This window comes from Microbacterium sp. Y355, assembly GCF_059445345.1.
Genome location: NZ_JCAIUD010000001.1, coordinates 2,677,032 through 2,702,313, shown reverse-complemented (window position 1 = coordinate 2,702,313; position 25,282 = coordinate 2,677,032). Strand labels below are relative to the sequence as shown.

Below are 25,282 nucleotides of genomic sequence, written 5' to 3'. Positions count from 1 at the left end.
TTAAGCGCGGTTTCCTCAGGGTTTCCACATCTCACACGCATGTAGTTCCCTACGGACGATTGATATCCACCGAGTTATCCACAGTATCCACAGGTGTTAACACTGTTAAGGAGTTAACCCTTTGAGAGCGGATTCCGAGCACCTCAACGGTGTCGAAACCCGTCGTATGGCAGAGCCGGGCTGTGGGGATACGATGGGAACCCCTGACGTGAGCCCATGCTCCTCAGATCCTGTAATTACGACGAGGGAGCGCCCGTGAGGTTCCAGGTCAACCGCGATGTCTTCAGCGAAGCTGTTTCCTTCGTCGTCAAACTTCTGCCACAGCGCAATCCACAGCCGATCTTGGCCGGTGTGCTCATCGAAGCAGGCGAGTCAGGTCTCACCCTCTCGGCATTCGACTACGAAGCATCCGCACGTACGACCATCGAGGCGACGGTCGAGACACCAGGAACGATTCTGGTTCACGGGCGGCTGCTCTCAGACATCGCGAGCCGACTGCCGAACGCACCCATCGAGATTGCTGTCGAAGAAGACGGCGGTATCACCGTCACCTGCGGATCGGCTCGCTTCACGCTGGCTGCAATGCCCGTTGAGGAATATCCGTCGATCCCTGAGGTTTCTGGCACTTCGGGTGTTGTTCCGGCCGACGATTTCGGTACGGCGATCGCGCAGGTCGCGTTTGCAGCGTCTCGTGATGACGTGACTCCTGTGCTCACCGGCGTGCAGCTCGAGGTAACCGAGAACAACCTCAGCCTCGTCGCTACCGACCGCTACCGCGTTTCGCTTCGCAACGTGCCGTGGGATGGCGAGGCACCTGAGCAGACTGCGCTGGTTCCCGCGCGCACACTGACCGAGGTCGGAAAGACCTTCGGACACACCGGAACCATCCAGGTGTCGTTCTCCGGCGCCGGCGACCGCGAGATCATCGCGTTCACGTCGGGCAACAAGACGGTGACTTCTCTCCTGATCAAGGGAAATTTCCCGCCGGTTCGTCGCCTGTTTCCCGAGCAGACCGAGCACTACGCGGTCGTCAACACCGCCGACCTGATCGAAGCAGTTCGGCGTGTGGCGTTGGTGCTTGATCGCGCAGCTCCGCTGCGTTTCACGTTCACATCTGACAGCGTGACGATGGATGCCTCTGGCAGCGAGCAGGCTCGAGCATCTGAGTCGGTCGACGCACACCTGACCGGTGGCGACGATGTGACGCTCGGCTTGAACCCGCAGTATTTGACCGAGGCGCTCAGCGCGGTCAAGAGCGAGTTTGTGCGCGTGACATTTACGTCAAGCGACAATGCCAACAAGCTCAGCCCGGTGCTGATCACGAGCCAGACCTCGGTCGACCAGGCAGGAAGCGACTCCTACAAGTACCTGCTGCAGCCGAACCTTCTGCTGCGCTGATCGTCTCCATCTCGCTCGACGAGCGAATTCGGGGAGAGTGTCTGCCCCGAAAGGTAGGGTGAATCCGTGATTGTGGAGCACCTGAGCCTTGTGGACTTCCGCAACTACGCGACCGCAGAACTCAGCCTCCACCCTGGACCGAATGTGCTCGTCGGCCGCAACGGCCAGGGCAAGACGAATCTTGCAGAAGCAGTGGTGTTCCTTGCCACGCTCGGCTCCCATCGGGTGTCGTCGGATGCTCCGATGGTGAGGGACGGCCAAGATTTCGCAGTGATCCGAGCACGGCTCTCGGTCGGAGAACGCAAGGTTCTCGCCGAAGTGCAGATCAATCGGCAAGGGTCTAACAAAGCCCGCATCAACGGATCACCATCCAAGACCAACGAACTCCCCCGCTACGCGCATGTCGTGTTGTTCGCACCAGAAGATCTGCAGATCGTTCGGGGAGACCCGTCATCCCGGCGTCGATTCGCAGACCAACTGCTGATTCAGCGCGCGCCGCGGATGTCTGCAGTACTCGGTGATTATGACCGCGTTCTCAAACAACGAAGCGCACTGCTGAAATCCGCCCGCGCACGCGGCATCCGAGGCGAAGCACTTACCACGCTTGAGGTGTGGGACGACAAGCTTGTCGCACTGGGATCCGAGATCATCGACGCGCGCCTCCGGCTTGCGGCTGACCTGCAGCGCCCACTTGCCGACGCGTACACCGCCATCGCCGGCGCTGACCATCAGCCCGAACTCGAGTGGGCGCTTTCTGTTCGAGGAGGAGACCCCGAAGAAGGCGAAGAAGGCGCGTCCGATACCCGTGGCGAGATAGCCGACATGTTCCGCGCGGCATTGCAGGCGAAACGTAAGCAAGAGCTCGACCGAGGTCTCACTCTTGTCGGTCCTCATCGGGATGATCTTCTGATGCGCGTACGTGGGCTTCCGGTGAAGGGATATGCCTCGCACGGCGAGTCCTGGTCGATTGCGCTGTCTTTGCGTCTGGCATCCGCTGAGCTTCTGCGCGCTGAATCGCCGGCGGGAGATCCGGTCCTCATCCTCGATGACGTCTTCGCCGAGCTCGATGCTGATCGACGGCAGCGTTTGGCGACTCTGACCGTCGGATATGAGCAAGTGGTGGTCACCGCAGCGGTGGAGGAAGATATCCCTGAGCCGCTGCACCGACACGTCGTGCGCATCAACGCCGGCATGATCAGCGATGATCGCGCCGAGAATGACAGCAGCGAGACGGATGATGAGGAGGAAGACGATGAGTGAATCAGCATCAGATACTCCGGAAACTGTCGCGACCTACCTGCGTCTTCGCGGGCTGAAGCCCAGCTCGAAGTCATGGAAACGCAAGCGTCGTATTCGAGATGACGATGACAACGCACCTTTCACTCCCGGTCGCGACCCTGGGGCGCTCGGTGCGGTGCTCGACAAGCTCAGTCGTGAATCCGGTTGGGAGATCACGCTGGCGCGTGAAGATGTGGTGCGCCAGTGGGCGGAATTCGCCGGCGCAGACACCGCGAAACACTCTGAACCGGTCGGACTTGAGAATGGGATGCTGACCGTCAAGTGCGACTCGACAGCCTGGGCGAAGAACCTGCAGTTCATGCGCGCGACCATCTTGACTGAGATCGGACGACGCTATCCACAGGCGGGAGTCAACAACCTCCGTTTTATCGGCCCGGACGTTCCCTCTTGGAAATGGGGGCCGAGAGCCGTTCCAGGGCGGGGCCCGCGCGATACCTACGGGTAGGGCATCAACGGACCCCACTTGATCGATTTCAGGGCCACACAGGGCCGTATAGCCACGTTTAGGGTCTGAGTGAGGGTAGACTGGGCATTCGAGATATCGATGTGGAGAATCACCTCTGATGACGCCTGAAACCCCTGCTGACGAGCCTGAATCGACAACCGGGGAAACCCCCGACGCCGAGCGCACCATAACCCCCCAGCAGAAGCAGCAGGGTGAGTACGGTGCCAATGAGATCCAGGTCCTCGAGGGTCTTGAGGCCGTCCGCAAGCGCCCCGGTATGTACATCGGCTCGACTGGGCCGCGAGGACTGCACCACCTGGTCCAGGAGATCGTCGACAACTCCGTCGACGAAGCGATGGCTGGGCACGCAGACACGATCCTCGTCACACTGCTCGCAGACGGTGGCGTGCGTGTCATCGACAACGGTCGTGGCATTCCCGTCGACCCGCACTCCTCCGACCCGTCGAAGTCGAGTGTGGAAGTTGTGCTCACGATCCTGCATGCCGGTGGAAAGTTCGGCGGCGGCGGATACGCCGTCTCTGGCGGTCTGCACGGCGTCGGTTCGTCTGTTGTGAATGCGCTCTCCACGCGTTTCGACGTGGAGATTATGCGTCAGGGTCACGTCTGGAATCACAGTTTCTCCAACGGTGGCGAACCGCAGGAACAGGGACTCATCAAGGGTGCCGAGACCGATGAGACCGGCACCACGATCACGTTCTGGCCCGATTCTCAGATCTTCACCGAGGGCGTCGTCTTCGAATACGACACTCTGCGCACTCGTTTCCAGCAGATGGCGTTCCTGAACAAGGGACTGCGCATCGAGCTGAACGACGAGCGTGAAGGTGCCACCTATGAGATCGAGGAAGAGGGCACGACCGTCACCAAGCAGCGCGCCGATGTCTTCCTCTACGAGCGCGGTCTTGTCGACTATGTCGAATACCTGAACCGGGTGCGGCACGCCGAGGTCGTCAATGAGGAGATCATCGACTTCGAATCGGAAGACACCGAGCGCAAGATCTCTTTGGAAATCGCGATGCAGTGGACGACGGGTTACACCGAGAATGTCTTCACCTACGCGAACACCATCAACACCCATGAGGGTGGCACCCACGAAGAAGGCTTCCGCGCTGCGCTGACCACTCTCGTCAACAAGTACGCCCGCGCGAACAACCTACTCAAGGAGAAGGACGAGAACCTCTCCGGTGATGACGTGCGTGAGGGGCTGACTGCGGTCATCTCGATCAAACTCGGCGAACCGCAGTTCGAAGGTCAGACCAAGACCAAGCTCGGTAACACCGAGGCGAAGGCATTCGTTCAGAAGGTCGTCGGCGATCAGCTCGGTGACTGGTTTGGTCGCAATCCGGTGCAGGCGAAGAACGTCATCCGTAAGTCCATCGACGCCGCAACCGCGCGGATGGCCGCCCGCAAGGCGCGCGAGACCGCCCGTCGTAAGAGCGTGTTCGAGTCTGCGGCTATGCCGGACAAGCTCAAGGACTGCACCAGCAAAGACCCGTCGATCAGTGAGATCTTCCTGGTGGAGGGTGACTCGGCCGGTGGTTCGGCCGTGCAGGGTCGCGATCCGCACACCCAGGCGATCCTCGCCCTGCGTGGAAAGATCCTGAACGTCGAGCGCGCTCGTCTGGACAAGGCTCTGGGCAACCGCGAGGTCCAGGCAATGATCCAGGCATTCGGCACTGGGATCGGCGAGGACTTCGATATCTCCAAGGCCCGCTATCACAAGATCGTGTTGATGGCGGATGCTGACGTCGACGGCCAGCACATCACGACGCTGTTGCTGACGTTGCTGTTCCGATATATGCGCGGACTCATCGAGGCCGGCTTCGTGTACCTCGCAATGCCGCCGCTGTACCGACTGAAGTGGACGAACAAGCCGCACGAGTACGTGTACTCGGATGCCGAGCGCGACGCGCTGATGAAGCACGGTTTGGAAAACGGCAAGCGCATCGGCAAGGACGGCGTGCAACGGTACAAGGGTCTCGGCGAGATGAACGCCAAGGAACTCTGGGAGACCACGATGGATCACACCACGCGGACGCTCCGTCAGGTGACCATCGAAGATGCAGCCTCTGCGGATGAGATCTTCAGCGTGCTCATGGGTGAGGACGTTGAATCTCGACGCAACTTCATTCAGCGCAACGCCAAGGATGTCCGCTTCCTGGACATTTGACGCCGTAGGCAACGCTCAGCGAACGATTGAAAGATACAAATGACTGACGACAATTCGACGGGCGAAACGACCGGATCCGGTCGCGAACAGCCTTATCACGAGCACGGCAAGATCGATCAGGTCGACCTGCAGTCGGAGATGCAGCGAAGCTACCTCGACTACGCGATGGCGGTCATCGTCGGCCGTGCGCTGCCTGATGTGCGTGATGGTCTGAAGCCCGTGCACCGCCGGGTGATTTACGGCATGTACGACGGTGGCTACCGTCCCGACAAGGCGTTCTCGAAGTGTGCCCGTGTCGTCGGCGAGGTCATGGGTCAGTACCACCCGCACGGTGACACGGCGATTTATGACACCCTCGTGCGTCTGGTTCAGCCCTGGGCGCTGCGGTACCCGCTCGCTCTCGGTCAGGGAAACTTCGGCTCCCCCGGCAACATGGGTGCTGCTGCACCCCGTTACACCGAGACGAAGATGGCTCAGCTCGCGCTAGAGATGGTGCGCGACATCGAAGAGGAGACCGTCGACTTCCAGCCCAACTACGACGGCCAGACTCAAGAGCCGACGGTCCTTCCGGCCCGTTTCCCGAACCTGCTCGTCAACGGCTCCGTCGGCATCGCGGTCGGCATGGCGACCAACATTCCCCCGCACAACCTGCGCGAGGTTGCTACTGCTGCGCTCTGGGCTCTCGACAACCCCGGTCTGCCGCGTGAGGAGCTTCTCGAGGGGCTCATCCAACGCATCTCCGGTCCTGATTTCCCGACTGGTGCGCAGATTCTCGGTTCGAAGGGCATCCAGGAGGCCTACCGCACCGGTCGCGGTTCGATCACGATGCGCGCAGTCGTGAATGTTGAAGAGATCCAGGGCCGCAACTGCCTGGTGATCACCGAACTGCCCTACCAGGTGAACCCCGACAACCTCGCAGTGAAGATCGGTGACCTGGCTCGCGATGGCAAGGTCACGGGCATCGCCGATATCCGCGACGAGACCAGCGACCGCACCGGTCAGCGTCTCGTAGTGGTTCTCAAGCGGGATGCTGTCGCCAAGGTTGTGCTGAACAACCTGTACAAGCACACGCAGTTGCAGGACAACTTCGGCGCGAACATGCTCGCCATCGTCGACGGCGTTCCGCGAACGCTCGCTCTCGACGGCTTCATCACGAACTGGGTCTCGCACCAGATTGATGTGATCGTCCGTCGCACGCAGTTCCGCCTCCGCGAGGCTGAAAAGCGCATGCACATCCTGCGCGCATACCTCAAGGCGCTCGACGCGCTCGATGAGGTCATCGCGTTGATCCGCCGGTCGCCCACAGTCGACCAAGCTCGTACCGGGTTGATGGAGCTTCTCGACATCGATGATGTCCAGGCCGATGCGATCCTCACGATGCAGTTGCGTCGCCTTGCGGCCCTCGAGCACCAGAAGATCGTCGATGAAGCCAACGAGCTTGAGATCAAGATCGCCGACTTCAAGGCGATTCTTGCCGATGAAATGCGCCAGCGCACCATCATCCGCGACGAGCTCACCGAGATCGTCGAGCGTTTCGGCGATGACCGACGCACCCACATCCTGCACGGTTTCGACGGTGACGTCTCGATGGAAGACCTCATCGCCGAAGAAGAGATGGTCATCACCGTCACCCGTGAGGGCTACATCAAGCGCACGCGCAGCGACAACTATCGCTCGCAACACCGCGGTGGCAAGGGTGTCAAGGGCGCGCAGTTGCGCGCGGATGACATCGTCGAGCACTTCTTCGTGACCACCACTCACCACTGGCTGCTGTTCTTCACCGACAAGGGCCGCGTCTACCGGACCAAGACCTACGAGGTGCCGGAGGCCGGTCGCGACGCGAAGGGTACGCACGTCGCGAACCTGCTCGCATTGTTGCCGGATGAGAGTATCGCTCAGGTGCTCGCGATCCGCGACTACGACGTGGCCGAGTATCTGGTTCTTGCAACTCGCAACGGCCTGGTCAAGAAGACCCGACTTGACGCCTACGACACGAACCGTCAGGGCGGTGTCATCGCGATCCGTCTGAATGACGAGGACGAGCTTGTCAGCGCACTCATGGTGAACGCGGAAGACGACATCCTTCTGATCAGCCGTCGCGGTATGTCGGTGCGCTTCAGCGCGACCGATGAGGCACTGCGTCCCATGGGACGCGCGACCGCTGGCGTCAAGGGTATGAAGTTCCGTGAGGGTGACAGCCTTCTCTCGGCATCCGTCGCCTCGCCTGGCCAGTTCGTGTTCGTGGTGACTGACGGCGGATTCGCGAAGCGCACTGCCGTCGAGGAGTACCGCGTGCAGGGACGCGGCGGATTCGGCATCAAGGTGGCAAAGCTCAACGACGATCGCGGCACTCTTGCGGGTGGAATGATCGTGGCTGAGGACGACGAGGTTCTGGTGGTTCTGTCCAGCGGCAAGGTGGTACGCTCTGCCGTGGCCGAGGTGCCCGCGAAGGGCCGAGACACCATGGGAGTGGTGTTCGCCCGGACTTCCGAGAAGGACCGGATCCTCGCCATTGCCCGCAACAGTGAGCGGGGCCTTGCCGAAGAAGAGGTAGAGGCGGAGTCAGACGCAGAGGCGGCGACTCCCGAATCGACACAGAACTCTGAGGAAAGCACGGACGAATGAGCACAGTAGCCGACAAGCTGGCGAAGAAGTCCACGCGTAAGACCGGTGGCAAGCAGGTTCGACTGCGTCTGGTCTACATCGACTTTTGGTCAGCCGTGAAGCTCTCGTTCCTGGCCGCGGTCGCGCTTGCAATCGTGACCATGGTTTCGTTCTTCCTGATCTTCCTGGTGCTGCAGGCGACGAGCATCCTGGCTGGGGCCGACGAATTGGTCGGCAACATCACCGAGGGCGCGGTGTCGATCTCGTCGATGCTTGGCCTTCCCCAGGTCATGGCGTTTGCCGCAGTTGTATCGATCCTGAACCTGATCGTGGTCACCGTGCTCGGCGCGGTCGTGGCCGGTATCTACAACCTTGCGGTGAAGGTGACCGGGGGCCTGCTCGTCGGCTTCATGTCGAACTAGTTCCCCGCACGACCCCTTACGAGTGGGCGTGTGTGGCTCGCCTTCGCTGGCGAAGCGCCACAGGCGCCCATTCGCATATCTAGGAGTAGGGGAAACCCGAACCTAGGCGTCGGGCTGGCACGGTGTTGGCAGCGGGGCGTGCGGCCTACCTTTGAGATATGACCACTCAGACCGCCCCGGCCCCAGTCGGCGCTCCCCCCGCGAAGAAGCCGCCGCTGCGGCTCTTCCTGACAATTCTGCAACTTGCCGGCCTCGGCGTGATCGGTTCCGGTGTTATCGGCCTCCTCGCCGCACTCTTCGGTACCGGCGTCGGGCTGCTGTTCGCCTTCGGTATCGGCGCGGTGTTCCTCGTCGGGCTGGTCTACGCGCTGTACGGCGTGGCGTGGTTCGAGATCGCTCGCGTTGACGGGCTCTACCGTCTCGGACTCCCGCCGCTGGCTCCGCGCCGACGCTTGCGGCCCGGCTTCGGCGGTTGGCTGCGTTCACTCGGTCGCCAGTCGATCGATGCGACCATGTGGCGGGCAGTGGCGAACTTCGCGATCGCGTGCATCTTCGGCACACTGGTTCTTCGACTCTTCTGGGGCATGTTCTGGTCCGCGATCTACACGTTCTCGCCGCTGTTCGGAGACTCCTCGATCGGACCATTCGGCGCGGTCGTGAGCGGCGGGTGGGCGCCGGTGATCGGCATCCTCGGTGTTCTCGCTGCTGCTGCCGGCATCGTCGGCCTGGCGCTGCTCCACCGCGTTCTTACTCGAGCAATCGTCGTGCCGAATCGCGAGGCCGAACTCACCGAGCAGGTGCGCACGACCAGTGCGCAGCGTGAAGGCGCCGTGCGCGCTGCAGATCTCGAGCGCACCCGCATCGAGCGCGACCTGCACGACGGTGTTCAGCCGCGACTGGTTTCGGTCGGCATGACCCTGGGTCTCGCACACCAGAAGATCGAGAGCGATCCGGAAGTAGCGAAGCAGCTGATCGGCGAGGCACACACGTCCACGAAGGCCGCCATCACTGAGCTGCGCCAGCTCGCCCGGGGCATCCATGCTTCTGTTCTTGACGATCGCGGTCTGGATGCTGCGCTCTCAGCGATTGCCAGTAGATCGCACATCCCGGTGCAGCTCGATGTGCGCATGACCGGCCGCTGCAGTCGTGACGCCGAAGCGGCGGTGTACTTCTCCATTGCCGAGTCGCTGACGAATGCCGCCAAACACTCGCGAGCCAGCGAATGCCGAGTCATCGTGCGGATGCGCGAGAGCGGAGTGCTCTGGGCCCGCGTGGAAGACAACGGCATCGGAGGCGCGCACGTGCAGCCCGGCGGTGGCCTTGATGGCATCTCTAATCGGGTGACGGCCGCCGGCGGTACCTTCCGCCTCGACAGCCCGCAGGGCGGTCCGACATCGCTGGAGGTGAGCGTGCCATGCGCATCCTGATCTGTGAGGACTCGGTTCTTCTTCGCGAGGGTCTGGTTCGTCTGCTGGAGGATGCCGGACACGAGGTGGTCGCGGCTCTGGCCGACACCGAGGGTCTAACCGAAACCGTGCGGAGCACGGACCCGGAGCTCTGCATCCTCGATGTGCGGCTGCCCCCGACTTTCACCGACGAGGGTATCCGTGCGGCACTCGCGCTGCGGTCCACGCATCCTGCGCTGCCGTTGCTGGTGCTCTCGCAGTATGTCGAGGAACGGTATGCCAGCGATCTGATTGCCGCACAGGGTGGGCCTCTCGGGTACCTGCTCAAGGATCGCGTCGCAGATGTCTCAGAGTTCCTCGCCTCCGTGGAGCGGATCGCCGAGGGAGGATCCGTGCTTGACCCGGAAGTGGTCCAGCAGTTGCTGACGCGTCGCAATCGCGACGATCGGATGCTGCAGCTCACCGAGCGTGAGCGCACAGTGCTCGCGCTGATCGCCGAGGGGAAATCGAATCAGACGATCGCGGGTCTGCTGTTCCTCTCGGAGGCGAGTGTTGAGAAGAACATCACCGCCATCTTCCAGAAGCTCGGCCTCGAGCCAGAGGCCGGCAACCGCCGCGTGCTTGCAGCGCTTGCTCATATCGAGAACACCGGCGGCACGCCCCCGCTCGGTAACCAGACGGGAATGACACGATGAACATCGAACCTCAGCGCACGCCTGACGGCACACGCACCTACGCCAGAGTCACAGCGATCACCGTGACCACCGCGGTCGTGGGGGGCATCGCCTTGCTGGGAGCCGGCGGCACGGCCGCAGTCGCGGCCGTGAATGATGCGACGGTCACCAGCGAAACCCGGTCCATCGATGTGGACGGGATCGAGACGCTGGAAATGGATGTCAGCGCCAGCAGAGTCACCGTGCGCTTCGGTGACGTCGACGAGGCACAGCTCCAGATGGAGGGCAGCCGCGGTGGTTGGACGATGCGCCGTGACGGCGATGAGCTGATCGTACAGAGTCCGAGGGAGTTGTTTGACGGCTGGTTCGGCGGTGGAATCTTCGGGAACTGGTTCAATGACGACGAGCGCGTCTTGTTGACGCTGCCGGAAGAGTTGCAGGATTCCCGGCTGGACGCTGACATCACGTTGATTGCAGGGGGCCTCGACGTGGATGGAGCGTTTGATGGCCTGGACATAGAGTTGGGGGCCGGCAGGCTCCACTTGAGTGGATCAGCGTCATCTGTTGACGTCGATATGAGCGCGGGTCGAGCTGACGTCAACCTCACGGACGTGGACGAAGCCGATTTCGTCGTGTCTGCCGGTGAGCTCGTGGCCGAGCTGGCTGGAACGGCGCCCAGTGAGGTAACCATCGACGTCAGCGCCGGTTCTCTCGATCTGACGCTTCCGGATGTCGCCTACGACGTGCAGCAGGAAGTCAGCGCGGGTTCCCTCGACAACAACCTGCAGACGTCGTCGAATGCGCGGAATTCTGTCGTGGTCAGCCTCTCTGCTGGCAGTGCGGTTCTGCGCCCCGGCCGCTGAGCATCGTCGATTCGGATTTTCCTGAAATCTCGGGTAAAGTCTTGGAGGTTGACGGGGATATAGCTCAGTTGGTTAGAGCGCTTCACTGATAATGAAGAGGTCCCAGGTTCAAATCCCGGTATCCCCACTCCGTCACCACAATTAAATAGCTTTTGGGGCCTTAACTCAGTTGGTAGAGTGCCTGCTTTGCAAGCAGGATGTCAGGAGTTCGAATCTCCTAGGCTCCACAAATAAGAACCGGTCAGACATCACGTCTGACCGGTTCTTTGTTCCTGCGGGATGTGCCTGCGTCCGGAGACTGAGTACCGATACCCACCCGTGTCCTCGCCGGGACAGGCGCGACACTTTTGACACGATTCAGAGAAACCGTTGACACGACGCGACGCGTCCTCCTAGTCTCGAAGGCGGCGACTGGGGAAAGCGTATTCCAACGTTCAGCGATCAAAGGTGAAGCGAATGAAAACCCCCCTACGAACGACCGTACTGGTCGCGGCTTTGGCAACCACTCTGATCCTGCCGGCGCAAGCCGCACAGGCCGGATCCTCAGGTCAGGGGAATGGCCATGGTCACGGTGGCACGTCCGCCAGCCCTCAGATCGAAGACCTCGATCGAGGTCTGGTCGCCGTCGACACGGCATCTGGAATCTTCGTCAGCTGGCGACTGCTGAAAGCCGAAGCTACCGATGCGAGCGAGACCGGGCTGACCGGCACCGACTTCGTCGTGTACCGAGATGGCCGCAAGATCGCGAGCGTCACCGACAGCACGAACTATGTGGATGCCGCGGGCTCGGCAGATGCCACGTACCGCGTGGCCCCGGTGGTCAAGGGGCGCACCGGCAAGAAGAGCGACAAGGTCACGCCACTCGACCAGTCGTATCTCGACATCCCGCTGACCAAGCCCGCCGACGGCGTCACGCCGACCGGCGAGACCTACACATACTCCGCCAACGACGCGTCGGTCGGCGACGTCGACGGGGACGGCGAGTACGAGTACATCGTCAAGTGGGACCCCTCCAACGCGAAGGACGTCTCGCAGGTCGGCTACACCGGCCCGGTGTTCCTCGACACGTATGAGGTCGACGGCACGCTACTCAACCGCATCGATCTGGGGGTCAACATCCGCGCCGGTGCCCACTACACGCAGTTCCTCGTGTACGACTTCGATGGTGACGGCCGCAGCGAAACGATCCTCAAGACCGCGCCGGGCACGAAGTCGGTGCAGTACGGCGCGAATGGCTCGGTCAAAAAGGAGTCATACATCACGCTGCCGAAGGCCGACCGCAAGGCCGGGTACGCGCACGAGGATGACTACCGGATGAGCGCAGACGACTATTACGCGCACCTCGTCGAGACGTTCCTCGGCTGGTCCGCGCGCGAAGAGGTCGTCTCAGGCCAGTGGCCCGCCACGCTCGAAGAGGCATGGGGCACCGAGGTGACACACGAGTACCCGCTGTCGCGCGAGAGCGCGGAGGAGCTCACCGATTACTTCATCGATGTCTATGCGCCGTCGCGCTCGGCGCGCAATGCGCTACGCGCCTTCGAAGGCTTCATCGTCGACGGTCCCGAGTACCTCACGGTGTTCGATAGCGCTACCGGCAAGGAGCTGCAGACTGTGACCTACGAGCCGGGACGCGGTGACGACGGTCTGCTGTGGGGAGACTACGCGATGTCGCGTATCGAGCCCGGCAACCGCGTCGACCGCTTCCTGTCGGGCGTCGCTTACCTCGACGGCGAGCACCCTTCCGCCGTCTTTGCCCGCGGCTATTACACACGCTCGACGATCGCGACGTATGACTGGAACGGCAAGAAGCTGAGCCAGCGCTGGCTCGTCGACAGCGGCCACGTGCCGATGTCGAACCCGTTCAACGACGGTCCGCACGGCCGCGACGGCACCGATCCGGTCTATGGCACGATCACCACGCAGGGCTTCCATAGCCTGAGCGCAGCCGATGTCGACGACGACGGCAAACAGGAGATCGTCTACGGCTCGGCGACGATCGACGACGACGGCGGCCTGCTGTACTCATCGTTCGACGTGATGCCCGAAGGCAGCGGCGACCCCGGCGCCGTGGCCCGGCTCGGCCACGGTGATGCGATGCACGTCGCCGACATCGACCCGAACCGCCCCGGTCTTGAGATCTTCACGGTGCACGAGGGCGGCGCCTGGGCGCCGTTCGGCACTGCGTTGCGCGATGCGGCGACGGGCGAAGTGATCTTCGGCGCCTACTCGGGCCGCGACACCGGTCGCGGCATGATCGGCGACGTCCGCAGCGACGTGCCGGGTGTCGAGGTCTGGTCGAGCATGCCCGCGGGCACCGACGCATCCGGCCTGCTGTCGGCGACCGGCGAGATCGTGTCGCCCACGAACCCCGGCACCAACATGTCGATTCGGTGGTCCGGCGACCTGACGACGCAGCTCGTGAACGGCGCCCTCGAGGTCACGCCAACGATCGACGACTGGACCGACGGCACGGTGCTCACAGCATCCGACACCCGCACCAACAACGGGACGAAGGGAAACCCCTCGCTTGTGGCCGATGTGCTCGGGGACTGGCGTGAAGAGCTGGTCGTGCGCACGGCCGACTCGAGCGCGCTGCGCGTCTACCTGTCGACCGAGGTCACGACACACAAGCTGTACACCCTCATGCAGGACGTGCAGTATCGGGCCGAGATCGCGCGCCAGCAGACGGCGTACAACCAGCCGGCTTACCCGTCGTTCTACTTCGCCTCAGACATGTCATTCGACGACGTGCCACTGGGCTCGGGCAAGAAGGGCGGCAAGCACTGAGCCGCTGAAGCAACCGGACGGGCCGGGGGTCTTGCAGACCCCCGGCCCGATGGCGTTTCAGAGGTCGCGGTACCGCTTAGCCTCAGCCAGCCGCGCAGCTAGCTCGTCGTGTGAGACCGGGCGACCGACCTTCGGGTCTGTCGAACCAAAGTATGGACGCGTGTACGCGGGAGTGTCCCGCTGAAAACGCCATCCCTCCGATAGGACGCCCGCGTCCAGGGTGTCGTACCCGATTGCGTCGAGAAATTCTGTGACGGTCTCTTTTGCTGCCTGGTCGTCTCCGGCAATGGGAAGGACGGAGCGCTCCGGGTCTCCTGACGGTCGGGCTAGGCCAGTGAGATGGGGGAAGTAGATGCTGTTGAAGGCCTTGACCACGCGCGACTCCGGCAGATGCGCCTGCAGCAACTCGGTCGTCGTCGTTGATTCGTCGTCGAGCTCCGGGTAGTGGCCGTCGCGATCGGGATAGTAGTTATTCGTATCGATGACCGTCTTGCCCTGTAGTTCGGCGACGGGCACGTGCGGGTAGGCGGCCAACGGGATGGACACGATGACGATGTCACCGGCCGCAGCAGCTTCCGACGGAGTCGCCGCTCGAGCACGCGATCCGAGATCGGCGACAAGGCCCGCGAGGGTCTCGGGGCTACGGCTGTTGCTTAGCACCACTTCGTAGCCCGCCGCGATGGCCAAGCGAGCGACACCACTGCCGATGTTGCCGCTCCCGATCAAACCAATGGTCGTCATAATCTCTCACTTTCCTTCATTGAGTACGCGCCACTGCCGCGGCGTCGGACATGACATGATGTACACGTCAGTATGTACATCACCGTACCTTATGTACACGCAAAAGCGTACATAAGGTACGGGCCGGAACGTAAGGAAGAGGATCGTGGCAAGTCGCTTGTCGCACCCACTCGAAATCCCCGCCGAAAGTGAGCTGGACCTGTTTCAGGCGATGTTTGCGCTGACCGACCCGGTCCGTCGTGCGATCGTCTACTACATTGCTCAAGAGCCCGGAACAGCGTGCAGCGGATCGGACTTCGGAGTATCGAAGTCCGCGCTGACGAGGCACTGGCGGGTGCTCCGTGAGGCCGGGGTGATCAAGCAAGAGGTGGACGGTACCCGTCACCGAAACTGGTTACGCCGTGAGGAACTTAACCGCCGTTTTCCTGGACTGCTCGACCTTGTCCTGCATGAGCACGAGGCGACTCTCGCAGGAGCGAACCGCGAAGCATCCTCTATTTCGAAGCGATGAGCTGCTCGATGCCGTCGAGCACGCGAGCGAGGCCGAACTCAAAGCTCAGCGTGGGAGCCGACGCGCCGTTGTAGAGTTCGCCGACGTTCTGGCCAACGCGGCCGGAAAGCGGAAAACGACTGCCGTCCATCACCTTTTCGAGCAGTGGTGCGTTGATCTCCCACCACTCACGGTCACTCATACCCGATGATTCTTTCGTGCGCTGAGCGTCACGGGCCGCGCGCGCGGGGCCCGCGACGAAGGAGACCAGCAGGGTGAGCGCCTGATCCATCTCGAGGTCGCTGAGTCCAAGTCCATCGACCGCAGCGAGTTGCCACTCGTAGCGATCCGAGATTCCTGGGCCGAGTGGTGGCCTGCTCGAGTCGACCTGCAACAGCCAGGGATGGCGGCCGAACTCTGCCCACTGCTGGCGTGCGATGTTCTCGAGGCGAGCCCGAACCAGGCCCGCGTGGGGATCGAGCGGCGTTTCAGCGGCAACCGAGTCGAACATGAGCTCAATCAGCTCGGTCTTGCCTGGAACATAGGTGTAGAGCGACATCGCGCCGAGCCCGAGCATGTCGGCGACGCGACGCATCGACACGGCCTCTAGACCCTCCTCGTCGGCCAGTGCGATAGCAGTCTTGACGACTTCATCGACGCTGGTCTTCTGCTTGGGGCCACGGGCTCCCTGCGGCTCGCCGATCTGATGACGCCACAGCAGCGCGAGCGTGCGATCCGCCACTCGGGAGTTCTCGTCGAGCTCCGCATCATCGTCGTTCATCCCTCTAGCCTACTTTCTCCGTATGGTGTACGATAATCAATCTCAGTAACTTTGTACAGCGTACGAAGTAAAGACGAATGATCGATCTAGGAGGAACGTGTCCCTCAAATATTCACTCGAAGCGAGCGGCCTGCGTAAGCGCTATGGCGCAGCGTTGGCACTCGACGGTTTCGATCTCAGGGTCGAATCCGGAACGATCCACGGTCTACTCGGCCCAAACGGCGCGGGGAAGTCCACCGCAGTGCGCGCGCTGTGCACCCTGGTCGATCTCGACGACGGCAGCGCGACCATTGACGGCCACGATGTGCGCACCGCGCCCGCCCGCGTGCGCGAACGTATCGGCCTCGTTGGCCAAAGTTCGGCACTTGACGAGGTACTCGGCGGCCGGCAGAACCTCGTCATGTTTGGTCGGCTCTCCGGGCTCCGCACCCGGGCGGCGCAAACCAGAGCCGATGAGCTGATCGAAACCTTCGGGCTTACGGATGCGGCGCACCGCCCGGTCGCGGGCTACTCGGGTGGAATGCGACGTCGTCTCGACATCGCGGCAAGCCTGATCCTGCGCCCCGCTGTGCTGTTCCTCGATGAACCGACGACCGGTCTCGACCCCCGCGGGCGAAACGAGGTGTGGGAGACGGTGCGCCACGCGGCCGGAGCAGGAACCACGGTGTTACTCACCACTCAATACCTTGACGAGGCCGACCAGCTCGCCGAGCGCATCTCGATCATGGACAACGGGCGCGTCATCGCCGAGGGCACGCCGGAGGAGCTCAAGCGCCGGGTGGGTGGCGAAGTCGTCGAGACCGTACGCCGGCTGCCCACGCTCGACGAAGTGTTCCTCACACTCACGGGCGCACCCCGCACAGCCGGAGCAGCCGCAGATCCCAGCGAAAATGATTCAACCCAGGAGGCCACGGCATGACCCAACTCACCACAGACATGGGCCGCGCACGCTCTAATACCCTGCGCGAGGGCTGGATCCTCACCCAGCGCGAGTTCGCGCACTGGGCGAGACAGCCCGCCACACCGATCTTCGGCATCGCATTCAGCGTGATGCTGCTGCTGATGTTTGCGTTCCTGTTCGGTGGCGCGATAGCGGTGCCTGGTGGCGGCTCCTACATTCCCTTCTTACTACCGGGCGTACTCACACTCACGATGATGTTCGGGCTCGAGGGCACGATGCTGGCCATGACGACGGATGCCGCGAAGGGCATCACCGACCGCTTTCGCTCTCTACCTATCGGTAGCGCGGCAGTCTCACTTGGGCGGGCCGGAGCAGACATGGCAACGTCCGTTGTGAGTCTCGCCGTTCTCATCGGCGGCGGGCTGCTGATCGGATGGACGATCAATGCGAGCGTCGGATCCGCACTGCTTGCGGTGCTGTTGCTGCTCTGGTTGCGCTTCGCCCTGCTCTGGGTCGGCATCTTTCTCGGGCTCACCTTCCGCTCCCCGGGCGCGACGATGGCCGTGCAAGTGCTCGTGTGGCCGGTCGGTTTCCTGTCAAACGTCTTTGTCGCACCCGAAACGATGCCAGCCTGGCTCGGCGCGATTGCGGAATGGAACCCGATCTCAGCTACAGCGACAGCGGCCAGGCAACTCTTCGGCAACCCGACCGGCATAACGGAGGGCTGGTTCACCGACAACGCGCTACTCATGGCCGCGGTCTGGCCGCTCGTCATCACGCTCGTGTTCTTGCCACTCTCGGCACGCGCCTACCGAAACCTGCGTGCGTAGGTGGGGGCGTGCGCCGAGGCTTCGTGCCTGGTCAACGTAGGATCGAAGAGTGCTGATCGGTCTGATGCGTCCTGTTGAAACCCAGTCTGTTGACGTCGAGGCGGCAGATCTCGCCGCTGTGCAGACCCAGCTCGCTCTGCAGAAGCCAGAAGGCTTTGACCTCATCTCCGCACCTGTCGCGATGATCAAGGGTGCGGACATGCTCAAGGCGACCGGCACATTCGCCCGCCGTGACCAGATTCAGCAGATCGACGCCGATGACATGGATGCGCTGCTCGCCAAAGTGCCCGAGGGCTGGCAACTGCTCAACGTACGCAACACCTGAGCCCGGCGAGGCCCAGCGGGAGCCCACACCCCTCAGGCAGACCGGCGCCGGCGCACGCCCTCGGCGAGCTGACCCAGGGCGACAGCCGTGGCATCCCAGCCCATGCAGGCATCCGTCACGCTCTGTCCGTGCACAAGCCGCGTACGGCCGGCGTCCACATCGAGCTTCTGGGCGCCAGCGACGAGGTTGCTCTCCAACATGACGCCGGCGATTGCCTGACCGTCGGTGGCGATCTGCTCACCGAGCTCGGCAGCCACTTCGGCCTGGCGCACATGGTCCTTGCGACTGTTCCCGTGGCTAGCGTCGATGATCACGCGTGACGTGAGCATTGCTGCCGAGAGGCGCTGCGACGCGCTCAGCACGGTTTCGGCATCGTAGTTCGGGCCGTCCGCTCCGCCACGCAGGATGACGGAGGTGTCCGGGTTGCCCGTCGTGGCAACCAGGCTTGCCCGACCGTCGGCGCCGATCCCGAGGAACGCCTGCGGGGCGGATGCCGAGGCTGCAGCATCCAGCGCCACCTGAAGTCCGCCGTCGGTGCCGTTCTTGAATCCGATCGGCATCGACAGCCCGGATGCGAGCTGCCGGTGGATCTGGCTCTCCGTGGTGCGCGCGCCGATGGCACCCCAGGTGACGAGGTCGGCGGTGTACTGCGGGCTGATCGGCTCGAGGAACTCGGTGCCACACGGCATCCCGAGTGCGGTGACGTCACGCAGGAACCCGCGCGCCAGGCGCAGCCCCGCCTCGATGTCGTGGCTGCCATCGAGGTGCGGGTCGTTGATGAGGCCCTTCCACCCGATCGTCGTCCGCGGCTTTTCGAAGTACGTGCGCATCACGATCAACAGGTCGTCGCGGTGCTGCTCGGCCTCGCGCACGAGCCGACCTGCGTACTCGAGGCCGGCGGCTGGGTCGTGAATTGAGCACGGGCCGGCGATGACGAGGAGTCGGTCATCCTCGCCAGCCATGATCGCGCGCACCTCGGCGCGGGTGCGAGACACGAGCGAGGCGCGCTCCTCGCCGATCGGAAGCTCAGCGGCGATATCGGCCGGAGTGGGGAGTGTGGTGAACTGCGCGACGTGCAGGTCGGCGGTTACTTCAAAGGCGGTGGCATCGATGGTGGCGGCGTCGTTCATATTCCTGGGTCCTGTCTTCTGTGCGAAGGCGGACCCCGGATGCAGAGCCCGCCGAAACGGCGAAAGCCAGAGCAAAATGCTCTGGCTTGTCAGCTCTGAAGGAGTCGGTGTGCGCTAGATCAGCGACGGCTCCTCCAGAGCCGACTGAAAATACGCATACCAACGAGTTGTCATGCGAACGACCCTACAGCATGCGCACGGGGTGCGTGCGCATGCTGTCCGACTCACGTCAGCGGGGAGAAATCGCGGTTCGCGATGTGTCCAGGACGGGCCGTCTTCGCCGCGAACGGCTCTACGAGCGTGTTCTCGACGCTGTTGAAGACCATGAACACGTTCGAGCGCGGGTACGGGGTGATGTTGTTTCCCGAGCCGTGCATGATGTTCGAGTCGAACCACAGTGCGGAACCTGCAGCTCCCGTGAACTGGTCGATGCCGTACTTGTCCGCCATTGCCGTGATGGCCGCATGGCTGGGTACCCCTGCCTCCTGCGACTGCAGCGACTGCTCGTGGTTGTTGTCGGGGGTTTCTCCCACGGCCGGCACGAACGTGCGATGCGAACCCGGCATCACCATCAGTCCGCCATTGAACGGATAGTTGTCCGTCAGCGCGATCGACAGGCTGACGGCTCGAGGGATCGGCATGCCGTCCTCGGCATGCCAGGTCTCGAAGTCCGAATGCCAATAGAACCCTGTGCCGGTGAAGCTCGGCATGTAGTTGACCCGCGTTTGGTGCAGGTAAACCTCAGACCCGACGATCTGCCGTGCGCGGTCGAGCACCTTGGGGCTGCGGGCGAGGGCATCGAGTACCTGGCTCAGCTTCTCGACCTCGAAGACTGAACGCACGGTGCCAGTGCTGCGTTCGGTGATCATTCGGTCGTCGTTCTGGAGCGCCGTGTCTGCGGCGAGCCTGTCGAGCTCACCGGAATACAGTGCGACCTCATCCGGCGAGATGAAGTCGTCGAGGATCGAGAAGCCGCGTTGCTCGTGCGCGTTCAGTGCGGCTTCGGTGAACGGTCCGTCATCCGGAGATCCCCACACCGCCGGCTGGGTGCGGGTGATGAAGTCGGAGGGCTGGGTCAACCGGGTCGGGAACAGATCCTCTGCGGTCGTTGTGGTGGTCATGCGTCCTTCTCCTGCCTCTCGTGCTGGTGTCGTTCGGATGGGATCGGATCGGGTCAGGCAGGCTCGGCGACGAGCGGGTACACGCCGTTTTCGTCGTGCACTTCGCGCCCCGTGATGGGCGGGTTGAACACGCACACCGTGCGCATCTGCGTGCGCGGCCGCACTTCGTGCTTGTCGTGGTTGTTCAGCAGGTACAGCGACCCCGGTGCGAGCTGGTGGGTCTCTCCGGTCGCCAGGTCGGTGATCTCACCCTCGCCCTCGACGATGAACACCGCCTCGATGTGGTTCGCGTACCAGAACTGGTTCACGGTGCCCGCGTACAGCGTGGTCTCGTGCACCGAGAAGCCCACTTGCTCCTTCGCAAGCACAATGCGCTTGCTGCGCCAGTTCTCGGTCTTGATGTCGGCGTCGGTGTCGGTGATCTCATCGATGGTGCGGACGATCATGCGGGGGTGTGCTCCTTGCTCTCGGCGATGTGGTGGGTGTGGTCTGCGGCATCCGGATCGGGCTCGCCCAGCACGGCGCGAATCGATTCATCGATGATCATGAGGCCGCGGTCCAGCTCGGCATCGGTGATCGTCAACGCCGGAAGGATCTTCATGACCTCGCCCTCGGGCCCGGAGGTCTCCATGAGCAGGCCTCGTGTGAACGCCGCTTGGCAGACGGCCTCCGCCATGTCACCCGACGGGAACTGCAGACCGCGCGCGAGACCGCGGCCCTTGGCGACGAGGTCGTGCTTCGGGTACCGCGCGACGAAGGTGTTGAACCACCCTTCGACACGTGCCCCCTTGGTGAGGGTGGAGTCGCGCAGCGTGTGGTCTGTCCAGTAGCGCCGCAGCGCTTCGGCTGCGGTCGCGAAGCCGGGGCTGATGCCACGGAAGGTGCCGTTGTGCTCACCCGGCTGCCAGACATCCAACTCTGGCTTGATCAACGTGAGCGCCATCGGGATGCCGTAACCGGAGATCGACTTCGACAGGCAGACGATGTCGGGGACGATGCCGGCTTCTTCGAAACTGAAGAACTCACCGGTGCGGCCGCAGCCCATCTGGATGTCGTCGACGATCAGCAGCATGTCGTACTTCTTGCAGAGTGCTGCCAGCGCGCGCAGCCATTCCGCACGCGCAACGTTGATGCCGCCCTCGCCCTGCACGGTCTCCACGATCACGGCGGCCGGAGCGTTCAATCCGCTCCCGGTGTCTTCGAGCAAGCGCTCGAAGTAGAAGAAGTCCGGGTAGTCGCCATCGAAGTAGTCATCGAACGGCATAGGTGTCGCATGCACGAGCGGCACGCCAGCGCCGCCGCGCTTGAGCGAGTTTCCGGTCACCGACAGTGCGCCGAGCGTCATGCCGTGGAAGGCGTTGGTGAAGTTGATGACCGATTCACGGCCGGTGACCTTGCGTGCCAGCTTCAGCGCGGCCTCGACGGCATTCGCTCCACCCGGGCCAGGGAAGACGACCTTGTAGTCGAGATCGCGAGGCTTCAGGATCACATCGTTGAAGGTCTCGAGAAAGTCCCGCCGCGCCGAGGTGAACATATCGAGCGAGTGCACGATGCGGTCATCGGCCAGATAGTCGAGGAGGACTTTCTTCAGCGCGGGATTGTTGTGTCCGTAGTTCAACGCCCCGGCGCCGGTGAAGAAGTCAAGGTATTCCTTGCCGTCTTCGTCGTACATCGCGCTGCCGACGGCTCGGTCGAACACGACCGGCCATGAGCGGGAATAGCTGCGAACTTCGGATTCAAGCTGGGTGAAGATATTCATCTGCTGTGGTTCTTCTCCTTGAGGGTCACGTGCGGGGGAGTGCACGCCGCCCTGAACGGGCGGATGGTGCCGGCTACATCGGCGGACCGATCTCGTACAGCCGTTCGGGGTCGTGGGACGCGGCATCCGAGCTGTCGAGGCTCAGGTGTGCGCTCTCGAAGAGTGGGGTGACGACGACGGGCGCGTCACTCCAGCGGCGCGCGAGGCTTCGGAAAGTCTGTTGTGAGGCGATGTTGTCGTCGGTGATCGTCGTCTGCAGGGTGCGCACCGGCGGGTGCACAGCAGTGTCGTGGATCAGATCGTCGAGCATCTGTCCTGCCAGCCCCAGACCGCGGAAGCGCTCATCGACGGCAACCTGCCAGATGAACAAGCATTCTGGGTCGGCCGGGCGACGGTAGCCGAGAACGAATCCGGCCGGGCGGTCGTCGACAAGCGCGATGCGGCACGTTGCGGCGAAGTCTCGGGCGTAAAGGACGTACGCGTACGAGGAGTTCAAATCGAGAGTCTGAGAGTCGCGCGCGATGCGCCAGAGCTCAATTCCTTCGGTGACGCTTGGCGACCGAATCAGGCTCGTCCTGCCCGACCGCGCATCGATATGCGCGGCCCGTGCTGACGTGCTCGGCTCAATCGAGCCGGGGGAAGTCAGAGCGTTTCACCATCCCGGATCGAGGGGTGAAACGCTGGCGAGTTCATGTTCATGGGGGAGTGGACTCCGCTGAGAAACAGCTTCGGTCCGCTCTTCACACTGTCATGCTCATGCCAAGACCTCAAATTCGGGCCCGGCTCCGCCCCGCAAATATGTGATCGGGAGTGCCCGGCATTTCGTAGGCTGGCCGCATGGCACGCACGAAGCGAAAAACGCTCCCGAAGAACTTCGATGAGATCCTTCGATCTGGTGATCTGGTGGCCGTGCAGAAGGTGTTCGACAAGAGCGCATTGGACGCCTACGGGGGATATCGCCGGCAGACGGCGATCGGATACGCGGATGCTGATGCGGACGTCATTCGGTGGCTTATCGCGGAGGGCGCTGATCTTGAAGCAGGTGATGAGAAGGATGCGACGCCGCTGATCGCGCACGCCGGAGCCTGGAACGGCAAGGTCGCGCTGCTCCTTGAGCTCGGTGCTGATATCGCCGCCCGCGACAGCAACGGGATGACGGCTTTGCACGAGGCAGTCCCGTTCCACACTCACAACGTCCGGATTCTGCTGGATGCCGGAGCCGACGCGCTTGCCCGGGACGACGACGGGCAGACGCCGCTCGCGCGCGGACTGCAGCGGTGCTCGACCACGGCGATCGAGGAAATGGCTGAGATCGCCGAACTGCTGCTCGCGGCGGGTGACGCGGTCGACGATGGGATGCGTGAGTCCGTGCGCCGAATCGCGGCGAACTTCGAAGACATCCGCGAAGTCTTCAATGAGGAGTCGCTGCCCACAACGGATGCTGCACTGAACCGCCTCTACGAACTCTTCGGCGTGGAACCCATCGTCGCCCCTGAGCGCCATGACGGTACGTCACCGATCCTGCTCCCCGAGGGTGACTGGGTCGAACAGCACAGTGCCCTTTTCGACTCCCTCATCCCGGCGATGGGTGCGGCGGCCACGGCACAGGGCGAGGCGATCCGCATCACTGGGCGCGTGGTCAACGAGCTCGACGGCAACGGAGGCATCAACTGGGACGACCACTTCCGACGGATGGTCGACACACTCCTCGTGCTGTTGCGTCGCGGCATCCCGCTGGATGATGAAGATCTGGCGGATGCTGCGAAACGGGCCGCGCGCGTGCGCAAGGCCCGACCGTATGAAGACGATGTCGCAGCCCTGGCCCGGTATGCCGTGGTCTGGGTCGGGCGCAACCCCACTCCTCTTCCCCTCGGGGAGGTTCCGTACGAGCGCTGATGGAAGCCGGAGGAGATCGTCCCCGTCGAGTGATCGCGGCCTGTGGCATGCTGGGGCGCATGATGACCCAGCCGCACCTGCCGCACGATGATGTCGACCCGGATGGCCTGCTTGAGTATTCGGTGGTCTTCACTGACCGCTCCCTGAACCACATGTCAGCCCGCTTCGTCGGTGTCATGCAGCAGACCCTCGAGATCCTCGAGGAGGCGTACAACGCGCACACTTCGGCGATCGTCCCCGGCGGCGGCACGTACGCGATGGAAGCGGTCGCTCGTCAGCTCGCCAGCGGACGGCGTACTCTCGTGGTGCGCAACGGTCTGTTCTCGTTCCGGTGGTCGCAGATCCTTGAGGTCGGCGGCATCAGCGATGACGTCACGGTGCTCGCGGCCCGCCCTGACACCGATGACCTGCAGGCCACGTGGGCGCCAGCGCCGATCGACCAGGTCACCGGAGTCATCCGCGCTCGCCGCCCTGAAGTCGTCTTCGCGCCTCATGTGGAGACCGCCGCCGGCATGATCCTGCCCGACGATTACATACGCGCCCTCGCGGATGCTGCGCACGAAGTCGGCGCTCTCCTCGTACTTGATTGCATCGCCTCGGGTGCGATGTGGGTCGACATGAAGGAACTCGGAGTCGATGTGCTGCTCAGCGCTCCGCAGAAGGGCTGGAGCGGATCGCCGTGCGCCGGGTTCGTGATGCTCAGTGAGGCAGGGGCAGATGCCGCACGCTCCAGAGTCTCGACGAGCTTCGCCATCGACCTCGCCAAGTGGTTGACGATCGCTGACGAATATCGCGCCGGACGAGCGGCCTACCACGCGACCATGCCCACTGATCCGCTCACTCACAACCTCGCCGCCATGATCGCGACCCGCGAGCGCGGGTTCGAGGCACTGCGTACGGCGCAGATCGAGCTCGGCACTCGCGTTCGGTCACTACTGGCGGGGCGTGGATTCACCTCGGTGGCGGCATCCGAATTCGCAGCGCCCGGTGTCGTGGTCGTTCACACGGATGACCCTGCACTGAAGTCTGGTGCGGCGTTCAAGGAGCAGGGTCTGCAGATCGCTGCCGGAGTTCCGCTGCACTGCGACGAACCGGAGGGCTTCTCGACCTTCCGCCTCGGGCTTTTCGGCCTGGACAAGCTCGCGGATATCGATGGCACGGTGGCTCGTCTGGAAGCGGCGCTGGACCGAATCCAAGGCTGACCCCGCGGGTGCGAGGTTCG

23 protein-coding genes and 2 tRNA genes are annotated in these 25,282 nt (G+C 63.0%); 18 read left to right on the top strand and 7 right to left on the bottom strand.

All coding sequences use genetic code 11. The features are described 5' to 3' along the window. Positions 1–255 precede the first annotated feature (255 nt). The 12 genes from dnaN (at position 256) to AC1C2O_RS12950 (ending at position 14,086) form a co-directional block, all read left to right on the top strand. On the top strand, positions 256–1,398 hold the full coding sequence (gene dnaN, locus AC1C2O_RS13005; protein ID WP_495430857.1) for a DNA polymerase III subunit beta: 1,143 nt from the start codon (positions 256–258) through the stop codon (positions 1,396–1,398). A gap of 66 nt (positions 1,399–1,464) precedes the next feature. Continuing rightward, the gene (gene recF / locus AC1C2O_RS13000; RefSeq protein WP_495430856.1) at positions 1,465–2,658 is read left to right on the top strand and encodes a DNA replication/repair protein RecF; all 1,194 of its coding nucleotides are present in this window, start codon (positions 1,465–1,467) and stop codon (positions 2,656–2,658) included. Next, entirely contained in the window at positions 2,651–3,142 is a 492-nt protein-coding gene (locus AC1C2O_RS12995; protein WP_495430855.1) for a DciA family protein, read from the top strand. Before recF ends, AC1C2O_RS12995 begins: the two co-directional genes overlap by 8 nt. 118 nt (positions 3,143–3,260) lie before the next feature. Beyond that, positions 3,261–5,330 carry a DNA topoisomerase (ATP-hydrolyzing) subunit B gene (gene gyrB, locus AC1C2O_RS12990; RefSeq protein WP_495430854.1) on the top strand — a complete coding sequence of 690 codons (2,070 nt, stop codon included), beginning with the start codon at positions 3,261–3,263 and terminating at the stop codon, positions 5,328–5,330. A gap of 39 nt (positions 5,331–5,369) precedes the next feature. Then, a complete protein-coding gene (gene gyrA / locus AC1C2O_RS12985) occupies positions 5,370–7,955 on the top strand; it encodes a DNA gyrase subunit A (protein ID WP_495430853.1) in 2,586 nt (861 codons plus the stop codon). Beyond that, entirely contained in the window at positions 7,952–8,356 is a 405-nt protein-coding gene (locus AC1C2O_RS12980) for a DUF3566 domain-containing protein (protein WP_495430852.1), read from the top strand. Before gyrA ends, AC1C2O_RS12980 begins: the two co-directional genes overlap by 4 nt. Before the next feature lie 158 nt (positions 8,357–8,514). Further along, entirely contained in the window at positions 8,515–9,783 is a 1,269-nt protein-coding gene (locus AC1C2O_RS12975; RefSeq protein WP_495430851.1) for a sensor histidine kinase, read from the top strand. Beyond that, a complete protein-coding gene (locus tag AC1C2O_RS12970) occupies positions 9,771–10,457 on the top strand; it encodes a response regulator transcription factor (protein WP_495430850.1) in 687 nt (228 codons plus the stop codon). Before AC1C2O_RS12975 ends, AC1C2O_RS12970 begins: the two co-directional genes overlap by 13 nt. After that, positions 10,454–11,299: a DUF4097 family beta strand repeat-containing protein gene (locus tag AC1C2O_RS12965; RefSeq protein ID WP_495430849.1), complete on the top strand. Its 846-nt coding sequence runs from the start codon at positions 10,454–10,456 to the stop codon at positions 11,297–11,299. Before AC1C2O_RS12970 ends, AC1C2O_RS12965 begins: the two co-directional genes overlap by 4 nt. Before the next feature lie 53 nt (positions 11,300–11,352). Next, positions 11,353–11,426: transfer RNA gene (locus AC1C2O_RS12960), tRNA-Ile, on the top strand. Between the two features lie 27 nt (positions 11,427–11,453). Continuing rightward, positions 11,454–11,526 (top strand) — tRNA-Ala (locus AC1C2O_RS12955). 229 nt (positions 11,527–11,755) lie between these two features. Continuing rightward, the gene (locus AC1C2O_RS12950) at positions 11,756–14,086 is read left to right on the top strand and encodes a rhamnogalacturonan lyase (RefSeq protein ID WP_495430848.1); all 2,331 of its coding nucleotides are present in this window, start codon (positions 11,756–11,758) and stop codon (positions 14,084–14,086) included. A 57-nt stretch (positions 14,087–14,143) separates the two neighbouring features. Here the strand turns inward: AC1C2O_RS12950 and AC1C2O_RS12945 are convergent, their stop codons facing one another. Continuing rightward, entirely contained in the window at positions 14,144–14,827 is a 684-nt protein-coding gene (locus tag AC1C2O_RS12945) for an NADPH-dependent F420 reductase (RefSeq protein WP_495430847.1), read from the bottom strand. Positions 14,828–14,972: 145 nt separating this feature from the next. Between AC1C2O_RS12945 and AC1C2O_RS12940 the strand changes: the two genes are divergently transcribed. Next, positions 14,973–15,338: an ArsR/SmtB family transcription factor gene (locus AC1C2O_RS12940; protein ID WP_495430846.1), complete on the top strand. Its 366-nt coding sequence runs from the start codon at positions 14,973–14,975 to the stop codon at positions 15,336–15,338. On the opposite strand, the gene AC1C2O_RS12935 is transcribed toward AC1C2O_RS12940, so the two are convergent. Continuing rightward, positions 15,322–16,098: a TetR/AcrR family transcriptional regulator gene (locus AC1C2O_RS12935; RefSeq protein WP_495430845.1), complete on the bottom strand. Its 777-nt coding sequence runs from the start codon at positions 16,096–16,098 to the stop codon at positions 15,322–15,324. The genes AC1C2O_RS12940 and AC1C2O_RS12935 overlap by 17 nt on opposite strands. Positions 16,099–16,195: 97 nt before the next feature. Here AC1C2O_RS12935 and AC1C2O_RS12930 point away from each other — a divergent pair, with 97 nt between their 5' ends. From AC1C2O_RS12930 to AC1C2O_RS12920, 3 genes are read left to right on the top strand one after another with little or no spacing between them, the layout of a single operon-like run. Continuing rightward, positions 16,196–17,017: an ABC transporter ATP-binding protein gene (locus AC1C2O_RS12930; RefSeq protein WP_495430844.1), complete on the top strand. Its 822-nt coding sequence runs from the start codon at positions 16,196–16,198 to the stop codon at positions 17,015–17,017. Then, a complete protein-coding gene (locus AC1C2O_RS12925; RefSeq protein ID WP_495430843.1) occupies positions 17,014–17,829 on the top strand; it encodes an ABC transporter permease in 816 nt (271 codons plus the stop codon). The genes AC1C2O_RS12930 and AC1C2O_RS12925 overlap by 4 nt, the downstream gene beginning before the upstream one ends. Positions 17,830–17,878: 49 nt before the next feature. Beyond that, positions 17,879–18,154, top strand: a complete 276-nt coding sequence (locus AC1C2O_RS12920) for a hypothetical protein (RefSeq protein ID WP_495430842.1) — start codon at positions 17,879–17,881, stop codon at positions 18,152–18,154. A 32-nt stretch (positions 18,155–18,186) separates the two neighbouring features. Here AC1C2O_RS12920 and AC1C2O_RS12915 read toward each other — a convergent pair whose 3' ends face one another. The 5 genes from AC1C2O_RS12915 to ectA form a co-directional block, all read right to left on the bottom strand. Continuing rightward, positions 18,187–19,284, bottom strand: a complete 1,098-nt coding sequence (locus tag AC1C2O_RS12915) for a 3-deoxy-7-phosphoheptulonate synthase (protein WP_495430841.1) — start codon at positions 19,282–19,284, stop codon at positions 18,187–18,189. 224 nt (positions 19,285–19,508) lie between these two features. Further along, positions 19,509–20,405 (bottom strand): ectoine hydroxylase, encoded by an 897-nt coding sequence (gene thpD / locus AC1C2O_RS12910; RefSeq protein WP_495430840.1) that lies wholly within the window; start codon positions 20,403–20,405, stop codon positions 19,509–19,511. Positions 20,406–20,458: 53 nt separating this feature from the next. Next, positions 20,459–20,851, bottom strand: coding sequence for an ectoine synthase (locus tag AC1C2O_RS12905; RefSeq protein WP_495430839.1), 393 nt, complete (start codon positions 20,849–20,851; stop codon positions 20,459–20,461). Next, on the bottom strand, positions 20,848–22,164 hold the full coding sequence (gene ectB, locus AC1C2O_RS12900; RefSeq protein ID WP_495430838.1) for a diaminobutyrate--2-oxoglutarate transaminase: 1,317 nt from the start codon (positions 22,162–22,164) through the stop codon (positions 20,848–20,850). Before ectB ends, AC1C2O_RS12905 begins: the two co-directional genes overlap by 4 nt. A 73-nt stretch (positions 22,165–22,237) precedes the next feature. Then, positions 22,238–22,729, bottom strand: a complete 492-nt coding sequence (gene ectA, locus AC1C2O_RS12895; RefSeq protein ID WP_495431736.1) for a diaminobutyrate acetyltransferase — start codon at positions 22,727–22,729, stop codon at positions 22,238–22,240. 272 nt (positions 22,730–23,001) lie between these two features. On the opposite strand from ectA, the gene AC1C2O_RS12890 reads away from it, so the two are divergent. Both AC1C2O_RS12890 and AC1C2O_RS12885 read left to right on the top strand, forming a co-directional pair. Further along, entirely contained in the window at positions 23,002–24,060 is a 1,059-nt protein-coding gene (locus AC1C2O_RS12890; RefSeq protein WP_495430837.1) for an ankyrin repeat domain-containing protein, read from the top strand. A gap of 59 nt (positions 24,061–24,119) precedes the next feature. Then, positions 24,120–25,262, top strand: a complete 1,143-nt coding sequence (locus tag AC1C2O_RS12885; RefSeq protein ID WP_495430836.1) for an aminotransferase class V-fold PLP-dependent enzyme — start codon at positions 24,120–24,122, stop codon at positions 25,260–25,262. Positions 25,263–25,282: the final 20 nt, after the last annotated feature.